Consider the following 18,086-nt stretch of genomic DNA (forward strand, 5'->3'; position numbering starts at 1 on the left):
TGTCTATAATCGTAATCAGGGAAAATGCGTAACAATGGAGAGGTTATGAAAGCTAAAACGGAAATTTTAAATTCAAATGACTTTCAATATCATTTCGATCGCCACATATACTATAACAAGCAAAGCAAAAAAATCTTTAGTTCAGAAATTATCGAAGATAATACTGAAAAGTGGCTAGTTGATAAGATTCAAGAAAGAAATAACACGGGCAGTTGGCAAATATATTTTAATAATGGTTGTACTCTGGAAATGAAAAAAGAACTAATTTCTGAGCTTGATAGTTCTTCTTAAAATATCAGATTGAACCCATGGGACACTGGTGGGGCACTCACAGATAAAAAATAGCAATAATCTACAATAGACAAGAACAACAGTTATAAGCTAACCTCTTGATTGATTTATTGTTATTTGTTGGCATTGATAGTCATTTGTTAATCACATATAACTCATAATCCGTTGGTCCTAGGTTCAAGTCCTAGTGGGCCCACCAACTTAGACCTTTAAAATCAATAACTTACGTTGATTACATGTTTTAACACAAAAGTCCTTGCGTGACTTTTGCGTGACCTAGATCACGCACTTACAAACTTACGTGACTTTCCCTTAGAGTATTTTGACTGGCAGGTCTACTCTTTGGGTTTCTCAATAACGTTAATATCACTCCACTTTTACGATTCTCACAAATCTTATTCGCAGCTTGATATAAACTTTGCAGCTCAGCTGAGGAATAGTGAGTTGTAATCCTACCTGAACGAAGCCCAAGTAAATCTTGCCTATCTTCAAAACTTACCCCTGCAGCTCTCAGGCGTCTACCAAAGGTATGCTTTAAATCATGCACTCTTACTTCAGGCAATTTGGCTCTTTCCCATTTAAGGGGGCAGCTATAATCACCCGCAGAGCACCTTAACACGCACTCTATAATTTTCAAAATTTCTAAAACCATAAGCCCTTCGCTGAATGAGTTTCATTTTGCGATGAAAGCCTTCAGTTATTCCATTAGATTTACTAAACCGCCACATTCTGGCGACTTCATCTTTCCAAGCACTAAGCGTTTTTCCTAATGATGCTAACGCTTTAAAGGTGCTCTGTTTTAATTCAGCTAGCATATTCAAGAATGTAGGGATTACTTTACGGCATGCACGTTGAGTTAAAGCTCTTTTCATTAACAGAGAATGAAGCTCTTGCTGAAATTGATAGATGGCTTCAATAGCCGGATTTTGAATTAAAAAGGCGTCTCTTTTAGCCCTCTTTTCTTCACTCAGGTTATCAGGTCTGGTTCTCAATAAGGCTAAGATACCTCTATTGCTTTTTATTTCACTGGAGAGTTCTCGGTAAGTCATCATACATTGATGTTGAATTAAACGAATCACATGGAATCTATCGGCAACTATCATTGCATTAGGAAAGTATTTTTTTACAATAGACCGATAGGTACTACTTAAGTCCATACAGATGACTTTAACTCGTTCCTTTCCAGGCAGCTGCTGTAGGTAGTCCTTTAAATCCCCTTCACTTCGGCCTCGAACTACATCAAAGACCTTATGCTTTCTCAGGTCACATAACGTAGTAGCAAAACCTTCTTTCTTACTAAAGAAATGCTCATCAATGCCAAGCACTACAGGACAGGGCTTATTAAGGAGCTCTCTATGTTGCTCTTCATAATGGCGCTGATACCATCGCTCGATAGTGGCTTTCCCTTTCTTATAACGCTCCGATAAGTCTTTTTGGGATACTCCTCGGCTATGTTCATGAAACACCGCTGCCTGCGCCCGCCAAGTAGCACGTTGATGTTTATTGATACCAGGGAATTGTTGATTACTATAACGACAACACGCATAACAATATACTTATAGGCTTTAAACCTTAATATACTTCGCCTATGGCCTATTAATTCATGATGAACTCTTCGTATAAATGAGGATTTCTTACGTACCCTCTTACTTTGACAGTGGCTACAACGCGCTAATCGGTTATATCTTACATCTAATAATAATGGTTGATATCCGCTCACTTTTACTATGGAAAACCCAGGTAAATTTAGGATAAGATTGTTCTTCGGCACTTTAATCTCCTTTTGATCGTTAAATCAAGGACTTAGTTTATACTAAGTTGATTAAAGTGCCCCCTTATTTGGTGTAGAGCCGGCAATTTCGCCTTTTCTCTAGCCTGTCGCCAACCAGTCGATAACATACGACTTAATGGTCGACCTTTGAAACTAAAGACATGAGTAGGATGTTTACCTCTCTCCCCTTCTATCACTTCCCGAACTGTTTCGTTACAAACAATCAGCCGTTCTTCTCCGTTTTTGACCAGTTCTCCTGGTACAATAAAAACGATGATATGTGGCAATTCTGGAATTTGTATTTCCCAATCCCAGCGCAGTTCACAGATTTCGCGATCCCGACACCCTGTATTCACGGCAAACAAAGCCATATTTTTCAGATGGTTAGGTAACTGCTGAAACAGCTTGTGCTGTTCATCCCAACTTAATGGATAAGGTTTTCTTAAATCTGGCTCAGGTAAAAGTTTTATCTTTGGCGCTGAGTTTAACCAGGTTAAACCGAATTCATCCATCCATTCACTAGCCGCTAAATTTAATATACGCCGAACTAATCTTACCGCGAAAAAACGGACACTAATTTGTTAAAATATATGACTTAACGAAGAGGTGTGAGCATGGTAAGACAATTAAGGAAATACAGTAAAGAATTCAAAGAAGAATCGGCTAAATTAGCGATTAGCTATGGAAACATCAATAAAGCAGCAGATGAATTAGGAATACCACGCCCCACTTTACACGAGTGGGTAAACAAAGTTAAAGCTACAGGTGGATATGAAAATGATTCTGGACTTTTTCAACCGGTAAATGTTGCTAAGGTACTGGAAGAAAATAAAGAGTTAAAAAAACGCTTAGCACGCCTTGAGCAGGAGAAATTGATATTAAAAAAGGCGGCGACGTACTTCGCAAGGGAACTCGAGTGAAGTACGGTTTTATAAAAGAATTTAGCAATTATTTTTCTGTAACGATAATGTGCGCATTACTCAATGTTAGTCGCAGTGGGTATTACTCCTTTATTAATAGACCAATAAGTAAGAGGCAGCTGGCTAATAATCACCTGGATATAAACCAGCATAAAAAGCGGTATGGAGTGCCTAGGATAACGCGCGTATTACAAGACCAAAATGAACCCTGTAGCCACACTCGAGTTGCAAGAAGAATGCAGGCAATGGGTTTAACAGCGCTTGCTAAAAAGAAATTTAAAGTCACTACTGATTCAGAGCATAGTTTGCCTATCTATAAGAATCATTTAGGACGCGATTTTTCAGCTACGGCTATTAACCAAAAATGGGCATGTGATATTACCTATATCCGCACCCTAGAGGGTTGGTTGTACCTTGCTGTAGTAATTGATTTATATTCACGCGCAGTAATTGGTTGGTCCATGAATAAGCGAATGAAAAAGAATTTGGTATGCGACGCACTGTCGATGGCTTTATTTAGACGTAAATTTCCGATAGGAGTTATTGTTCATTCTGATCGTGGCAGCCAATATTGCTCATTGCAATATCAACAAATGCTCAAGCAATATCAACTCATTGGGAACATGAGTAGAGAGCTAACTGTTGGGATAATGCTATCGCTGAAAGCTTTTTTCATACGCTAAAAGTAGAATTGATTCACAACTATAGTTATCAAACCAGGGAACAAGCTAAGCTTAGTGTATTTCAATATATTGAAGGGTACTTTAATCAGCAGAGAATACATTCTGCACTTGACTATAAAGCTCCATTTGAGTTTGAATGTGCAGGGTAAATTTTCAGAGAACAGTCTCCATTAAATCGCGGTAAGATTAGTTCTTCAATAAACTCAACATCAGCTTCTAGCCAACTCTTTGATTCATTCATGTCACGGATGTCTGTGCATTTGAGACCTATAGTCTTAATTTTAGTCATGTTAAGAAAATCCAATTTCTTTAACATGAGAAGTAAGTCATGTTAAAAATTTTGAATTTTCTTAACATGAACCTTTTGTCTGAAACGATATAGCTTAAAACTAATCTATAAAAGTAGCTGGAGTAACATGAAATCGCTTTGCCAATTTCTTAATATGGGAGAGATTAAGTTGACGTTTCCCGTTTAGAATTTCAGAAACAACACCTTGGCTTCCAATTTCATCTTTAAGATCACTTTGATCTAAACCATGCTGCTCCATGAGAAATTTTAAAGCATCAATGCCACTTCCTTTTTGTAGTTGTTCATCATGATTTTCATCATACATAGTGATCATATGGCTGATTACATCAACCAACCCCATTAAATCATGAGATTCATTGTCACCAACAACATCTAATAATTGATCGAGCATGCTGGCAAGTTTCTCATATTCATCATCATTTTGAGGATCATGAATAATGGGGGAGATATGTTTCCAGTGTTGGATTGTCTCTTCTAAATAATCGTTGTATGCTAAAGCAGTCATACTCACTCCTTCCACTTATTTTTGTCATATTCTTGATGGGTTAAGATATGACGTATATACAATTTTTTCCGATTAAAATGGATGCTGGCTATCAAACGGAGTTTATTACCCCCAATATCAAAGACAAATAAGCCACCCACTCTATCAATACTATTAAATACAGCCTTTAACTCACCAAAACTCTTAAACTCATTCTCCTCAACAACTTTCAACCACCCAGCTAGAGCTGATGCGCATTGTGGATAAAGTGCTTTTGCTTCGGTAATTCTTCTTCTAGTTATAATATGCATAGCAAATAAACACCCTTGTTAAATCAAATTATATCTCATTTTGAGATATTTGTAAAATAGCCCATTATACGTGTTCACTTATCATCAGGTGTTCTTTAATAAAATTGGCAATCTGTTGCATCGGTTTTCGCAAGCGTTCAACATCCTTCATGATATACCCCTGCAGTAACATCACTGTTCATTTTATGATTCAGCAATCGTTTTAAAGCATAAGCCGGTAAATCCAAACTATCGGCAATAGTAGCAAAAGTTCTTCTCAAGTCGTGCAAGGTAAATGGAACTCTGGATAACTCTACTACCCTATTCACTGCTTTTTTAGGTTCATAGATATAGCCGGTTTTACTTTCAGCCGGGAATACAAATTCACTGGTTTTATTCCGGCTTCTGCGTTCCATTAAGTCATAAACAAAATCAGGCATGGGAAGGGTGTGAATCTCATGGTTTTTGGTGTCTTGCAGGGTGATGGTTTTTGATTTCAGATCCACATTTTCCCAGCGTAAAGAGAGGCCGCTTCCATTTTTCGCATACCGGTGAATAAGAGTAATAAAAAATAATCCTGCCACAGTAAAGCATTACGGTAATTGTCGGTCTCTACTAAGACAATGATCGCTTTATACCAGTCAGCTAATTGATGCGGTTTAATAACTGTTTGTTTTCTATCTACTCGGTACCATGCCCGGGTATGCGATAGATATTTGACTGGGTTAATAGTGATTATTGGATGGCCATTCCCATCTTGATATTCATACATAGCATAATTAAAAATCGCCCTTAATACCCTCATAGCGTTATTGGCACGCGCTTTACTATTTGTCTGTCCATGCTTAGTATGCCGTTTGGCAATCATTTCCCGGGTAATATTCACCAGCGGTTTATCAAGCCAGTCGGGAACGACTTCATGTAGCACACATTGATAATCGTTTAAGGTCCGTGGCTTTAAATCTTTTCTTGCTTTGAGGTAGTCATTCAACACTTGCTGTAAGGTCAAGGCATGAACTTTCTTGGTTTTCTTTTCTGCAATGAGATCATCACCTCTGGCCACGCTACCTAAAAGACTTTTAGCTTGCTTTCTGGCTTCCTCAACAGTCAAGTTACCGTATTTGCCTAATGTCACTCTTTTAACCTTGCCACTGATTCTGGTTTCAACGATAAAACTTTTGACACCACCGGAAGTAATTCTTAAAGAAAAACCTTTTAAATCATTATCACAATACTTTAAGCAGGATCGTTAAAACACCAAAAATCCATTTCCTTGATAGTGGTCTTTTGGCATGTTTGAACAGAATTACCACCGAAAGCATCCAAACTGATAGATCTGTTTTTGGGTCTCTACTAGAAACTTGGGTATATAGCGAATTATTAAAAATGTGTTCCATGGAGGACGAGTCATGGAATATTTATTACTATCGTGACAAAGATCAGGTAGAAGTTGATTTTATCCTTGAGAATCATTCACGTAAGATTATTGGTATTGAAGTTAAAGCAAGTCAGACTGTTTTTAATCAAGATTTCCGCGGTTTAAGAAAACTGGCCACCTTAGCTGATAAAAATTGGATTAGCGGTATAGTTCTCTATAGTGGGGATAAATGTTTGTCCTTTGGAGACAATCTGTGGGCAATACCCTTATCATTTCTTGATTAGGATAGACTGAGGAAAATATTTAATGATAGAGCGTTAGAATCAAATACAAAAAACCGCAGATTATGACCGCGCGAAGTATAATTTGACGAGTAACGTGCTGGGCTTACAGACTAGCGTTGCTATTTTGTCACAAGCTATAGCATAAAACGCGACAAAATTGTAATGGCTCATCGCTTATAAGCATTTTTATCGAAAAAGTAATAGTAAATTGGGTAATCTGTTTTACTCACATCAAATGCATCTTCTACCAAATAATATTGCCAGGAGTTAGCCGCTGAGCCCGTGTCTGACAAAGGTGAAAGCAAACAAAGATATGATTTATCCCCTTTATCAATTCTATACCATAATGGATGTGATATGATTGGGATATCGGGTTTTATTGATGGATTCATTGAGTAATTTTTAGCTGATTCGGTACTAAATTTCCTATTAGCTATGATGAGATATGGTTTGTTGTTACATGTTGCCCAACCATAAAGTTGACCGTCAATAGTGCTTTCATACTGATTTTTACAATCAATATCTTTTTGCTCAGATAAACCAGCATCATCTAGTAATTTCATTGTAATTGTCCGATTAGCTGGTTCCATATTTTTGCAGGATTGCAAAATCTCTACTGGCGGCATTGCAAATATGCCAACACTACATAACGTAAACAAAGTGAATATAGTTAGTTGCTTTAAATACATTGCTTTCCCCCCGTAGCTAAAAATTCATTACTCAACTTCCAAAATATGGTTTTATTAATTCCCGATGTGGACATATAGGTGTATTCGTAGAATTTCCCATTAAACCCTCTTCTCTTTAATGAAGGAGGTTCTGCTACTGAAAGAATGTTATGATGCACATCTGAAAACTTAAATCCTCTTGCATACCTATAAGCCCGTTTTCCATTGACCTTCAAATCCACCCCATCCCAAAAACATGCCCCATTGGAATAATCAATTCCGTCATTTAGCGCATTTCGAGCCGCTTTATATGCCAATTGTACTCCCGGAGAATCTATTCCGCACATTAGATTATAATACCGCTCATTCTTTGATTTTGGATCTGTGGCATAAGCAAAATTTTCATCTTTTAATATAAGCTCATTGATGCTCTTAAAACCTTTTGCTTTCATTCTTCTGTGTGCAGCACTGGCAATTCCTGCCATTTCTTTATAATTATTAGTCCAATGTGACTCGCCATACGCTAAAGCAGCTAACGCTTGTTCTTCTGAGACGTTTTCTGGATCAGGTACACATGGAAAATCTTCACGAATGCAGTATTTTTCATCCTCTGACAATGTCCAACTATTATCTGGACAAGTTTTTATATCAAGACAAAAATTATGAGGCACACTATAGTACGCATTGGTTCCATCTGAACAAAGCCAAGTGTCAGCACCAATGATCATGTTGTAAGACGTCATCGAATAGCAAGCAGGTCTATCGCTTCTTGATGGAACAATACCCCAAAAATACTGTTCACCTAATAAATTACAACCATCCTGATAATCTGAGCCTATTACCATTTCACCAGTTTTTGGATGATTAATGATATATATCACTTCAACGGGATAAGTCCATAAAGAAATACTACTAACTTTTTCACCATGAGCGCTTGTAAACATCGAGCTAAAAAAAAATGTTATTAAAATAAAACGCATAGCACTTAAATATCAAATATAGGACATTGTGCTGAATTGTATTTAACATGGTTTTTTTTGCAAAACCATCTCTTTAGTTATCAATTCAAAATTATCTCTGCTGTAACCTGCATATGCTCAAGGAAGAAATTAGCAACCTGCTGCATTGGTTTTCTCAATCGCTCCACATCTTTCATGATATAACCGGCTGTTACGTCATTATTCATTTTATGATTAAGCAGTCGCTATTCGCGAGCAGTATTGGTTGGTCGATGGATAAGCGAATGAAAAAGAATTGGTATGTGATGCGCTTTCTATGGCTTTATTTAGACGTAGGTTTCCTAAAGGGGTTATCGTTCATTCTGATCGTGGTAGCCAATATTGTTCACTCCAATATAAACAATTACTCAATCAGAATCGGCTGATTGGCAGTATGAGTAGAAAAGGGAATTGCTGGAATTATGCGATTGCTGAAAGCTTTTTTCATACGCCTAAAGTTGAGTTAATTCACAACGACTGCTATCAAACCAGGGAACAAGCTAAGCTTAGTGTATTTCAATACATTGAGGGCTATTTAATCAGCAAAGGATTCATTCTGCACTTGACTATAAAGCTCCATTTGAGTTTGAATGTGCAGGGTAAATTTTCAGAGAGCAGTGTCCATTAAATCGCGGTAAGATTAAAATGCGGATTTCAGGTCGAATTTGTAAGAGAAAATATTGATAATCCAAAACTCACAGTCACCGGCTTTGTAAAGTTTTTTGATACTCATTTGTAGGAGATTTCAAAGTGAATGATTTCAATCGTAGAATCAAACAAAGCTATGACAATATTGCCGACACTTGGTATGAGAAACGAGAATGGTACATAGAACAACCTTCTATTGATGCAGTGATTTCTCATTTACAATCTGGCGCAAAAATTCTTGATGTCGGATGTGGTTCTGGCAAACCAATAGCAGCATACCTCATTGAAAAAGAATTCAATGTCTATGGTGTCGATATTTCACCTAAACTTCTCGAGTATGCTGAGCGAATTATTCCAAAAGAAAAACTTTTCCAAGCCGATATTTGTGATTTCACAACAAATCTTCAGTTTGATGCGATTATTTGTTGGTTTGCATTGTTTCATATTCATGCAACAAAACACCTTGAAATATTAAAAAAATTTCATGCATTTCTTAAGTCCAAAGGTCTTCTACTCATCACATTTGCAGATACCAATCAAGTTGTTGATGCTCCTCATACCATAATTGATGAATACACGATTGAATCAGAAATGTTTGGTGAGCGATTTTGTCATAGTGGACGTCCTGCGCCTATGAATTCTACTTTAGTTAAACAAGCTGGATTTGAGATTCTTGCTGATAAAATTGATCAGCCAGGAAGCCAAGTGATTTTGGCAAGAAAAATAGAGGGTACATAAATTATGTTAACGATAAGAAGCGCGGAACAAGGCGACTTTCAAGGTTGGTCTCAATTATATAAACAATACCTTGATTTTTATCATACTACGCTTTCAGAAGAACAGTTATTGACACTATGGGATTGGTTTTTTGATGATGAAAAGAAAATTCATTGTTTTATTGCTTTTTTAAAAGAGCATCCCGTCGGTTTGGTTCATTTTCGTGAGTTCTTAAGACCGATCAAAGCTTCTATAGGCCTTTTTATGGATGATTTATTTGTTGATTCATCGTATCGAGGCCAAGGGGTCGCACAAAAATTAATAAAATCCATTGAAGACTTTGCGTCACAGAAAAATATTTCAGTCGTCCGCTGGATTACCGCCGATAACAATCAACATGCGATGAAGGTATATGACAAATTAGCATCCAAGACAAAGTGGGTTACTTACGATTTGATAGTAAGTTAATCATCATCTTAAGGGGTAAATCATGATACCCTACAATATCTGATATAATAACTAGCCTTCGAGAGAGTATTGTAATTTACCCATGAGCACACGAAACGAACAAGCTATTTATTGGAATCAGAAATGGCAAACAAACGACATTGCGTTCAATCAAGAAGAACCCAATGAATTATTAAAGCAATTTCTACCCACATTAAATCTAAAGCCCGGTGATAAAATATTTGTTCCTTTATGTGGCAAGAGTATTGATATGCTTTGGCTTCTAAAGCAAGGCTATGTTGTCACTGGTGTTGAATTAAGTTCACATGCCTGCGAGGCTTTTTTTCAGGAGTATCATATTCCTTATCTTCGTAAACAATTAGATGCATTTACACTTTTTTATAATGAAACAATCAGTCTACTCGCTGGTGATTTTTTTGATTTAGACGCATCTGTACTCGGCACAATTAATGCAGTCTTTGATCGTGTTGCGTTGATTGCTTTACCCGAAGCGTTACGCAAGCAATATGCAGCAAAGATGATTTCGCTGCTTAACCAAAACACAAGAATGTTGCTTATTTCTGCAACTTATAACCAGCAAGAGATGTCTGGCCCGCCGTTTTCAGTTGGTGAAAAGGAAATGAATCAACTTTATTCTGACTATTTCCATATTAAAAAATTGCTCGATAGAGAAGCTATATCAATCCCTCCACACTTGCAAGCCAAAGGATTAACAGCTGCCAGTGAACAAGTTTATTTACTTTCGAAAATTGGCAACGTATAGAAGGAAAACCATGTTAAAAAAAGTCGCATTCACCATGTACCCAGTCAAAAATATAAACCGCGCCATGGAGTTTTACAAAAATAATCTCGGCCTGATTCCAAGCAAAACTTCTGCCAATGGTAATTGGGTGGAGTACGACCTGCCACAGGGGGGATGCTTTGCGATTACAACCCTTGCGGAAGGAGTAAAACCGAGCTCAGTATCTGGAGGTAGTATTGCGTTTGAAGTGGAAAATTTGGACTCGTTAACTCAACGGTTAAAAGAAAATGGTGTAACCTTCAAATTGGATGTTTTTTCGTCACCAGTCTGTAGAATGGCGATTATTATCGATTCTGAAGGTAATGCGATTACTTTACACCAGCTTAATAAGTAATATTTTATGTTCAATCATGCGGTTTGTTTGGATTCGTTAAATCTTAGTTCTTATAATCTGATTGATGGTCCTGTCTTTATCAAAGATAAACTAGGTCGCTATCTATGGGTAAACTTCCCGCAACCTGAGCAATTGCAGTTGTTGGTTTTATAGCCGGGTTAGTTGAATAATTATTAGCTAATTCCAATTTAATCTTATGATTAGCAATAATTAAATAAGGTTTATCAACACATGTAACAGAGCCATAAAGCTTGCCATCAATTAGGGCGGTTTGAATACATAGATACGATTATTACCTTTACTAATTCTCCACCACTCTGAAAAACGATGAATTGGGATGTCAGGTTTAACATTTGGATTCATTGAATAGTTTTAGCTGTTGCTGTACTTATTTTTTTATTTGCAATTATTAAATAAGCTTGGTCATCACACACTACCGCCCCATAGGTCTGCCCATTAATTTCAGAATCGAAATAATTTCTACAGCCTGGATCAGTACCTTGATTGAAACCAAAATACTTATTATTTTTTCCTTTTCTTTTTAAAGGTAATGGCTCAATTCTGGTATATCGTGTAAAGTGGAAAATATCAGCCGCACATCAAGATCATAAGCATAAGTTTAGTTGGACGTTGAAGAGCGTCTTTTGTATCAATCACTTGATGTTCTTTAAATTCCAATCTTTCATAACATCGAATAGCGGGCACGTTTCTTATATCAGGGTCGACAATGCAATATTGATATTGGGGACAAACGTGGGTTTCTATAAACGTCTGGATAATCCGTTGCCCCAGCCCCTTTCCAAGAAAATCCTTATCTCCAATAAATAAATCCATCCCCACAGCAGTTTTCACAATCTCTTCAGGTAAATTTTGATTCGGCCAAGGATAATCACTTACTTTATACGACTGCAAGTAACCAATGGGATTTTCATCAAGCAAAACGATAAATCCTGATACTGGCTTATCTCCCGAAATATAAGGGGTTAATTTTGCTAGCACCTCCTCTTCTGTCCATGGACGAAGTGAATAAAACTCTTGCACGTGTGGGGTATTAAACCATCGAAGCATGAGGGGAATATCAGCGAAAGTTATGGCTCTAAAATCAATTTTGCTTTTCATTATAATATCGAAGCCTAGTATCTAAATTACCCGTATGAAGTTCAAAAAGATAGTTGTCATAATCACTCATGTATCCTTTGGTACTGTAATCTTTGCTTCCATAATAGGGCAAGCAAATTATCAATCCAGTATTTCCCTTTAGCCATAAAGGTTTGTTATGTTTTTCTTTAGTGTTTTAATCCAAGTAAGCTTTTTATAAAAAAGAAATTTACTGAGCTATTAAATCTAAAAATATTTCCTTGGTATAACCATCACCTCCCAAACACCAGGGAACTTTTTAAAACATTGCTCCGCAATATAAAGTAGCCGGTATAACCTTAGTTTTGTTGTAATCTACCATAGCTTTTACCCCACGCAATTTTAATGAGCGCATAGTCCACTTCAATTTCAGGATGAATATCGTTATAAGTCAGACAAATTAACCCGGTACGTCCCACAAAGAGCCCAGAAAATCCATTGTGGGGGAATTTTGCATATTTGAGTACGACACTGTTATACTTCGTACGACAATGTAGTGGTTTTTTTCGACAAAAATTATAATAAAATCAATTGCTTAATTTGACCTTGACGGGATCATAATCATTAGTACCAGATCAAGTCCTAGTGGGGCAATAAAATCAGGGTCTACTGCAAAGACATGGGTTACAAATTGTGGGCTTTCCCAATTACGGGGCACTCATCAACGGCAAAAGGTCTAAGGATAGCAAGCGTAGATACTCTTTCAACTCAAGCGAAATTTCATCAAACCATTTAATTCATAATGGAGGTTTTTATTATCCCCACCAATTTACCGCGATAACAGTAATTTTACGCAATTAACAATAAATAAAAGAGGGTATAATAAGAAAATAAATCAAATCTACCGCCATAACAGTAATTTATGGTGAATTAATGCAAATAAATGCAATAATAAATTTATTTTTATCATTTTTACTGCTATAACAGTAATATATAATTAATTGTTGGTGTTCCATGCCCAAACACGAAATTGCCAATTTAATCCATTATTACCGCAAACAAAGCGGCTTATCACAACAAGAATTAGCCCGGTTAGCGGGGGTCGGTAAGACCGTTATCTATGATATTGAAAAAGGGAAAGAATCGGTGCGGCTAAATACATTACTAAAAGTATTCGAGGTTTTAAATATCAAAATAAAATTTGAAACGCCATTTCCTCAAACAATGGATAATAATACATGAGAAAAGCATATGTATCAGTGAATGGCATAAGAGCTGGAATATTAGAGGAGTTAGAAGGTAAAAAATATCAATTTACTTACCTTACTGATTATCAGGGGGCACCTGTTTCTCTCACCATGCCGTTAACAAATAAGATCTATGATTTTGACGTATTCCCTCCTTTTTTTGAAGGATTGCTACCTGAAGGTATTATGCTTGAAGCATTATTACGCAAATATAAAATCGATAAACATGATTATTTTGGCCAATTGATAATAGTTGGCCAAGATGTCGTAGGCGCAGTGACGATTGAGGAAGTAATATGAAACACTGTCCTATTACTTATGAGAAGATAAGTGTTCAAGAAAACTATTCACAACGTGGACTGCATTTGCTTTCTCCTCAATTAAAAAATCTTAGCCCATTAGATTTAAGTGCTGATGAGCAGCGACAGGAAGCAATTGCTCGTGTAGGAAAGATGTCTGTTCAGGGCGTTCAAAAGAAACTAAGTGCCAAACTAAAGATTAAAGCGGGATGTTTTGAAATCGTTGATCAATATGGCCAGTATATTTTAAAACCACAAAGTGATATTTATCCAGAATTGCCTGAAAATGAAGCTCTTACTATGACCCTTGCAAAAACTATAGGCCTCGAAGTTCCGGTTCATGGTTTGGTTTATTCTAAAGACAACAGTTTAACCTACTTCATTAAACGCTTTGATAGAATAGGCCATAATAAAAAGTTAGCTCTAGAAGATTTTGCACAGCTATCAGGTGAAGATCGACATACAAAATATAAAAGTTCTATGGAAAAAGTAATCGCAGTCATAGCACAGTTTTGTACATTCCCAAAAATTGAATTCGTGAAATTATTTAAGTTGACGTTGTTTAACTTCCTGGTCGGCAATGAAGACATGCATCTAAAAAATTTTTCCCTGATTACTAAGGAGAGAAAAATTTCCATATCACCAGCCTACGATTTACTTAACTCAACCATCGCTCAAAAAAATACCAAAGAAGAACTGGCTTTACCTCTAAAAGGAAAAAAAAATAATTTAACAAAGAGTGATTTTCTTAAATATTTCGCCCTTGAAAAATTAGGATTAAACCAAAACGTCACCGATAGGATCGTACAAGAGTTCCATCAAGTAATACCAAAATGGCAAGAGCTGATTGGTTTTAGTTTTTTATCTCAACCAATGCAGGAAAAATATCTCGAATTGCTAGAGCAACGGCGCAAGCGATTATTTGAGTAACTGATATCCGCATATGCTTAAGCAAACCTGGTTGCTAGCCAACCAGGTTTCTTTGGGCTGCCTAAAAACGATTCTAGTTTTTCAACGCGATGGCGTTTAATAAAAACTGAGTTTACACGCCAACTTGTTACGAAAGGTATAAAAATTCCTAGAAATAACCGCGGGGAATATCTGCTGTGGCAACGGCGATTTTGGGAACATTTAATTCGGGATGAAGCGGATTTTGAGAAACATATTAATTATATTCACTATAACCCTGTCAAACATGCACTAGTTAAAAACCCTATTGATTGGCCCCATCTAGCCTTCATCAGTATATTAAAAAAGGAATATTAGCTTATGAGTGGGGTAAATTCGTGGATGATTCAAGTGTAATTCTTACCCATGAATTTGGAGAATGAGATTCTTCTTTCAGATAAAGAAAACCTGGTTGACTAGCAACCAGGCTTATTTGCAAACAGTAGCAATCGTATTTTTAACATAGAGAATGTCTATTTCCTCATTGTCAGCTAAGGCCTCAAGTTGTTGAGTGAGCGCATCAAACTCTTGTGGTTCTCTGATTTTCTGCTCTATTAAGGTTTGGCGCGCACTACTCATGCCGAAAAATAATATTCTTTTCGTATGTGGATCCTTTAGAGCTGGCTGAAATTTTTCGACAACTACTTTTTCGGTATTATGAGTTACTTCAACAAGCATTTGTTTCAATCGCTTTCCTAATTCAAAGTTGGCTTGGAACGCCCGGTCAACATCCCTGGATAATGCTAACCACGCTTCTATTGCTGGATCGTGAGTTTTTGAGTCTGGGTGTTGTTTATCTATGCAGGATACCTTGTAAACATTACATTCCTCGCATACCAATCGACCGGTATCACTTAAGAGGCTATATAATTTAGCTAGTGTGGTATTGAATTGCTCTTTAGACGTGTAGGCAAGTACCCAGCGAAAATAAATTAAATCAAATCGTCTGCCATATAACTGCGTTATGTCTTCAATATTGGCGACAGATGCATTAATTAATTCAGCCTCTGGAATTAAGCGTGAGACATTTGCTATAGCTTCTTGGCTAGTTTCTATGGCGGTATATTGAGTTCCTTTCCCTGCAGTTTGTACCATCCATGCACCCAACTCCCCATTTCCCGGACCAATTTCCAGGATCGATATCCCTGGACGTAACCAAGGGCGTAACATTTCTTGTGATTTGGGGTTATACACTTCATTTAATAGTTTTAGCCGCTCTTGTTCATATTCAGATGCTGAAGCAAAAATATACGGTTTTTCTGCACTACCTGGCATTGTTAACTCCCGGAAATTAATCTCAATTATTAGCCTATTGGCCAATCATATAACATAGTGATTTTTTTATGAATATAACTTGTTTATCTTTTATCTGCAATTTTATGTGGACTGTCGTTGTTTTTGAGAAAATATTCACTATAACCCTGTCAAACATGCACTAGTCAAAAACCCTATTGATTGGCCTCACTCTAGCTTTCTTCAGTATATTAAAAAAGGAATATTAGCTTATGAGTGGGGTAAATTCGTGGATGATTCAAGTGTAATTCTTACCAATGAATTTAGAGAATGAGATTATTCTCCAGATAAAGAAAACCTGGTTGACTAGCAACCAGGCTACGAGGCTGCCTTTTAATGAAAATTATCATTGTATTTAAAGACAGTATTTACAATACTATTTTATTTGTACTCTTAATCTAAATAAGGAGATAATGAGCAATAATGGGACCAGAATATCCATCCAAAACCATGAGCCAGCATTACCAATAGTAAAATTTTGGTGAACAATCATTTGATAGATATGCCCTACAGCATCTCCCCAAAGCCAACAAGTACTGGCAATCACCGTTGCTAATCGAAAATCGAAGCTCGCTTTAAAAGATAAAATGGCAATAACGCCGATTGCCAGATTTGCCATTGCAACTTCAAATTGAAAAGGACTGTCTTGCCAACCAATGGTGGCTGCGGTAAATACTGGAAAAAAAGCATGCATGATAAAAGCATAAATAGCGGTCAATCCTAATGGCATTAATGATATCCAGCGATATGCAATTTCCGAAAACAGTAACCTTTTATTAATTATGCGATGAATTAGGATAAATAGGAGTGAACATATAAAAAGTACTAAACCAAGATTAGCAAAGAATAAACCAATTGCTGCATTCATAAATATCCCTATAGTGAAGAACTAATATGTTTAAGTATATCAACAGGTTAACCTTTCTGAAAAGTTAATGATACAACATGTTGGTTTTTATCTGGTCTTACGATTCTTTTGCATAAAAAGCGTATGCCTTATCTTATCGGCTACTCCCTCTCCTCAAACTAATATATTAAAAAGAAATTTTATCTTATGATTGAAGAATATATATTGATAGCTCCCAATTTAATCCTATTAAATAAATTTGGGGAGGGCGGTAGTTAAAATCTATGAAAAAACTTACTTTTCTTAAAGCTTACCAAAAAGAAGATAAGAAACGTGCTGCTTTTAATCGCCTTGCCGTGAAAATCTTCGATTTATCTTTTGAAGAATGGTACCAATCAGGCTATTGGCGAGATAAATATATCCCCTATACATTATTTGACGGGGAACAAGCTGTAGCTAATGTTTCGGTGAATATTATGGAATTTAATATCTTTGGCCATAGGCAAAAAGCGATTCAAATTGGTACGGTGATGACTGACGAAGCCTATAGAAATCAAGGTTTAAGTAAAAGCCTCATGGAAAAAGTTTTTGAAGATTGGAAAGAAAAGACGCATCTGATTTATCTTTTTGCTAATTCGACCGTATGGGGCTTCTATCCAAAACTGGGATTTAAGTCGGTGAAAGAGTATCAATACCAACGAAGGATAGAACCCACAAAGCCAGGTAACTTTGTCAAGCTGGATATGGATGCAATGGAAGATCGAGAAAAAGCGTATGACTATGTGCACAATACTTGTCCCTTTGGTAAAATTTCCATGCAGGGAAATGCCGATCTTGTGATGTTTTATTGTATTACCGTGTATAAGGATAATGTGTTTTACCTACCTGAATTGGATGTTATCGCCCTCGCCGAAATAAAAGAGCAAGAACTCAACTTATTAGACGTATTTAGTAAACAAGAACAAAATTTAGACGATATTATCTATACCTTGAGTGATGAAACCACAGAAACTGTGCAACTTGGTTTTGTTCCGCAGGATTGTTCATCTTATGAGAAAATACCTGTTAACGAAAAGGAAAAGGATGAAATGCTTTTTATTGAGCTGGGCAAAACTGCTTTATTTGATGAGAACCAGTTAATGTTTCCGCTATTGTCCCATGCGTAAGAGTTTATTTTGCCACGCTGCTTTCTGCCTGAATACAATATAAACACCCTGATAATATGATAAAATTAATCTCTACTATTAGCCTTGGCTCATTATGCTTGAACAACTAAAAAAACACCCCTTATTAGCTTGTGCAGGTGATATAGCTCGCCTTTGCAATCCA

The 18,086-nt window shown here is 36.6% G+C and carries 22 protein-coding genes and 5 pseudogenes; 15 read left to right on the forward strand and 12 right to left on the reverse strand.

What is annotated here, in order from left to right; translation table 11 throughout:
- The first annotated feature begins 45 nt into the window (after positions 1-45).
- On the forward strand, positions 46-291 hold the full coding sequence (locus tag EL206_RS02265; RefSeq protein ID WP_058461117.1) for a hypothetical protein: 246 nt from the start codon (positions 46-48) through the stop codon (positions 289-291).
- A gap of 289 nt (positions 292-580) precedes the next feature.
- On the opposite strand, the pseudogene EL206_RS10045 reads toward EL206_RS02265, so the two are convergent.
- The 3 pseudogenes from EL206_RS10045 to EL206_RS02280 form a co-directional block, all read right to left on the reverse strand.
- Positions 581-865, reverse strand: a pseudogene (locus EL206_RS10045) (site-specific integrase); the annotation flags it as partial.
- 22 nt (positions 866-887) lie between these two features.
- Positions 888-2,062, reverse strand: a pseudogene (locus tag EL206_RS02275) (ISL3 family transposase).
- 47 nt (positions 2,063-2,109) lie between these two features.
- Positions 2,110-2,613, reverse strand: a pseudogene (locus EL206_RS02280) (tyrosine-type recombinase/integrase); the annotation flags it as partial.
- Between the two features lie 63 nt (positions 2,614-2,676).
- On the opposite strand from EL206_RS02280, the gene EL206_RS02285 reads away from it, so the two are divergent.
- From EL206_RS02285 to EL206_RS10200, 3 genes are read left to right on the forward strand one after another with little or no spacing between them, the layout of a single operon-like run.
- Entirely contained in the window at positions 2,677-2,982 is a 306-nt protein-coding gene (locus tag EL206_RS02285; protein WP_058462781.1) for a transposase, read from the forward strand.
- Positions 2,979-3,665 carry an IS3 family transposase gene (locus tag EL206_RS02290; protein ID WP_188331938.1) on the forward strand — a complete coding sequence of 229 codons (687 nt, stop codon included), beginning with the start codon at positions 2,979-2,981 and terminating at the stop codon, positions 3,663-3,665. Before EL206_RS02285 ends, EL206_RS02290 begins: the two co-directional genes overlap by 4 nt.
- Before the next feature lie 8 nt (positions 3,666-3,673).
- A complete protein-coding gene (locus EL206_RS10200; RefSeq protein WP_188331939.1) occupies positions 3,674-3,814 on the forward strand; it encodes an IS3 family transposase in 141 nt (46 codons plus the stop codon).
- Between the two features lie 240 nt (positions 3,815-4,054).
- On the opposite strand, the gene EL206_RS02300 is transcribed toward EL206_RS10200, so the two are convergent.
- From EL206_RS02300 to EL206_RS09935, 3 genes and pseudogenes are all read right to left on the reverse strand, one after another.
- Positions 4,055-4,480 carry a helix-turn-helix domain-containing protein gene (locus tag EL206_RS02300; RefSeq protein ID WP_058461936.1) on the reverse strand — a complete coding sequence of 142 codons (426 nt, stop codon included), beginning with the start codon at positions 4,478-4,480 and terminating at the stop codon, positions 4,055-4,057.
- Positions 4,481-4,482: 2 nt separating this feature from the next.
- Complete coding sequence (locus tag EL206_RS02305) at positions 4,483-4,770, reverse strand: type II toxin-antitoxin system HigB family toxin (RefSeq protein WP_058461937.1); 288 nt, start codon at positions 4,768-4,770, stop codon at positions 4,483-4,485.
- A gap of 64 nt (positions 4,771-4,834) precedes the next feature.
- Positions 4,835-5,983, reverse strand: a pseudogene (locus EL206_RS09935) (tyrosine-type recombinase/integrase); the annotation flags it as partial.
- A 29-nt stretch (positions 5,984-6,012) separates the two neighbouring features.
- On the opposite strand from EL206_RS09935, the gene EL206_RS02320 reads away from it, so the two are divergent.
- Positions 6,013-6,411 (forward strand): DUF4143 domain-containing protein, encoded by a 399-nt coding sequence (locus tag EL206_RS02320; RefSeq protein WP_232048504.1) that lies wholly within the window; start codon positions 6,013-6,015, stop codon positions 6,409-6,411.
- Positions 6,412-6,578: 167 nt separating this feature from the next.
- Here the strand turns inward: EL206_RS02320 and EL206_RS02325 are convergent, their stop codons facing one another.
- The 3 genes and pseudogenes from EL206_RS02325 to EL206_RS10050 form a co-directional block, all read right to left on the reverse strand.
- Positions 6,579-7,037: a hypothetical protein gene (locus EL206_RS02325; RefSeq protein WP_232048490.1), complete on the reverse strand. Its 459-nt coding sequence runs from the start codon at positions 7,035-7,037 to the stop codon at positions 6,579-6,581.
- Positions 7,038-7,090: 53 nt separating this feature from the next.
- The gene (locus EL206_RS02330) at positions 7,091-8,059 is read right to left on the reverse strand and encodes a hypothetical protein (RefSeq protein WP_058461940.1); all 969 of its coding nucleotides are present in this window, start codon (positions 8,057-8,059) and stop codon (positions 7,091-7,093) included.
- Between the two features lie 80 nt (positions 8,060-8,139).
- Positions 8,140-8,283 (reverse strand): annotated as a pseudogene (locus EL206_RS10050) (integrase); the annotation flags it as partial.
- A gap of 71 nt (positions 8,284-8,354) precedes the next feature.
- Between EL206_RS10050 and EL206_RS02335 the strand changes: the two are divergent.
- The 5 genes from EL206_RS02335 to EL206_RS02355 all read left to right on the forward strand — a co-directional run bounded on the left by EL206_RS02335 (position 8,355) and on the right by EL206_RS02355 (position 11,046).
- Entirely contained in the window at positions 8,355-8,705 is a 351-nt protein-coding gene (locus tag EL206_RS02335; RefSeq protein WP_058461941.1) for a DDE-type integrase/transposase/recombinase, read from the forward strand.
- A gap of 122 nt (positions 8,706-8,827) precedes the next feature.
- Complete coding sequence (locus EL206_RS02340; RefSeq protein WP_058461942.1) at positions 8,828-9,463, forward strand: class I SAM-dependent methyltransferase; 636 nt, start codon at positions 8,828-8,830, stop codon at positions 9,461-9,463.
- A gap of 3 nt (positions 9,464-9,466) precedes the next feature.
- Positions 9,467-9,910 carry a GNAT family N-acetyltransferase gene (locus tag EL206_RS02345; protein WP_058461943.1) on the forward strand — a complete coding sequence of 148 codons (444 nt, stop codon included), beginning with the start codon at positions 9,467-9,469 and terminating at the stop codon, positions 9,908-9,910.
- An 82-nt stretch (positions 9,911-9,992) separates the two neighbouring features.
- A complete protein-coding gene (gene tmpT / locus EL206_RS02350; RefSeq protein WP_058461944.1) occupies positions 9,993-10,673 on the forward strand; it encodes a thiopurine S-methyltransferase in 681 nt (226 codons plus the stop codon).
- A gap of 10 nt (positions 10,674-10,683) precedes the next feature.
- On the forward strand, positions 10,684-11,046 hold the full coding sequence (locus tag EL206_RS02355) for a VOC family protein (RefSeq protein ID WP_058461945.1): 363 nt from the start codon (positions 10,684-10,686) through the stop codon (positions 11,044-11,046).
- Between the two features lie 588 nt (positions 11,047-11,634).
- Here EL206_RS02355 and EL206_RS02365 read toward each other — a convergent pair.
- Positions 11,635-12,165, reverse strand: coding sequence for a GNAT family N-acetyltransferase (locus EL206_RS02365; protein ID WP_058461946.1), 531 nt, complete (start codon positions 12,163-12,165; stop codon positions 11,635-11,637).
- A 972-nt stretch (positions 12,166-13,137) separates the two neighbouring features.
- Here EL206_RS02365 and EL206_RS02370 point away from each other — a divergent pair.
- The 4 genes from EL206_RS02370 to EL206_RS10205 all read left to right on the forward strand — a co-directional run bounded on the left by EL206_RS02370 (position 13,138) and on the right by EL206_RS10205 (position 14,935).
- Positions 13,138-13,365, forward strand: coding sequence for a helix-turn-helix transcriptional regulator (locus EL206_RS02370; protein WP_058461947.1), 228 nt, complete (start codon positions 13,138-13,140; stop codon positions 13,363-13,365).
- Positions 13,362-13,670 (forward strand): HipA N-terminal domain-containing protein, encoded by a 309-nt coding sequence (locus tag EL206_RS02375; RefSeq protein ID WP_058461948.1) that lies wholly within the window; start codon positions 13,362-13,364, stop codon positions 13,668-13,670. Before EL206_RS02370 ends, EL206_RS02375 begins: the two co-directional genes overlap by 4 nt.
- Positions 13,667-14,599 (forward strand): lpg2370 family Dot/Icm T4SS effector, encoded by a 933-nt coding sequence (locus EL206_RS02380; RefSeq protein ID WP_058461949.1) that lies wholly within the window; start codon positions 13,667-13,669, stop codon positions 14,597-14,599. The genes EL206_RS02375 and EL206_RS02380 overlap by 4 nt, the downstream gene beginning before the upstream one ends.
- 99 nt (positions 14,600-14,698) lie before the next feature.
- On the forward strand, positions 14,699-14,935 hold the full coding sequence (locus EL206_RS10205) for an REP-associated tyrosine transposase (RefSeq protein WP_407637802.1): 237 nt from the start codon (positions 14,699-14,701) through the stop codon (positions 14,933-14,935).
- Positions 14,936-15,046: 111 nt separating this feature from the next.
- Here EL206_RS10205 and EL206_RS02385 read toward each other — a convergent pair whose 3' ends face one another.
- Together EL206_RS02385 and EL206_RS02390 are read right to left on the reverse strand one after the other, a co-directional pair.
- On the reverse strand, positions 15,047-15,892 hold the full coding sequence (locus tag EL206_RS02385) for a class I SAM-dependent methyltransferase (RefSeq protein ID WP_058461950.1): 846 nt from the start codon (positions 15,890-15,892) through the stop codon (positions 15,047-15,049).
- A 394-nt stretch (positions 15,893-16,286) separates the two neighbouring features.
- Complete coding sequence (locus EL206_RS02390) at positions 16,287-16,778, reverse strand: DUF6790 family protein (protein ID WP_058461951.1); 492 nt, start codon at positions 16,776-16,778, stop codon at positions 16,287-16,289.
- 263 nt (positions 16,779-17,041) lie between these two features.
- On the opposite strand from EL206_RS02390, the gene EL206_RS02395 reads away from it, so the two are divergent.
- Positions 17,042-17,923: a GNAT family N-acetyltransferase gene (locus EL206_RS02395; protein WP_058461952.1), complete on the forward strand. Its 882-nt coding sequence runs from the start codon at positions 17,042-17,044 to the stop codon at positions 17,921-17,923.
- Positions 17,924-18,086 lie beyond the last annotated feature (163 nt).

The organism is Legionella adelaidensis, assembly GCF_900637865.1.
GTDB classification, from domain to species: Bacteria; Pseudomonadota; Gammaproteobacteria; order Legionellales; family Legionellaceae; genus Legionella_A; species Legionella_A adelaidensis.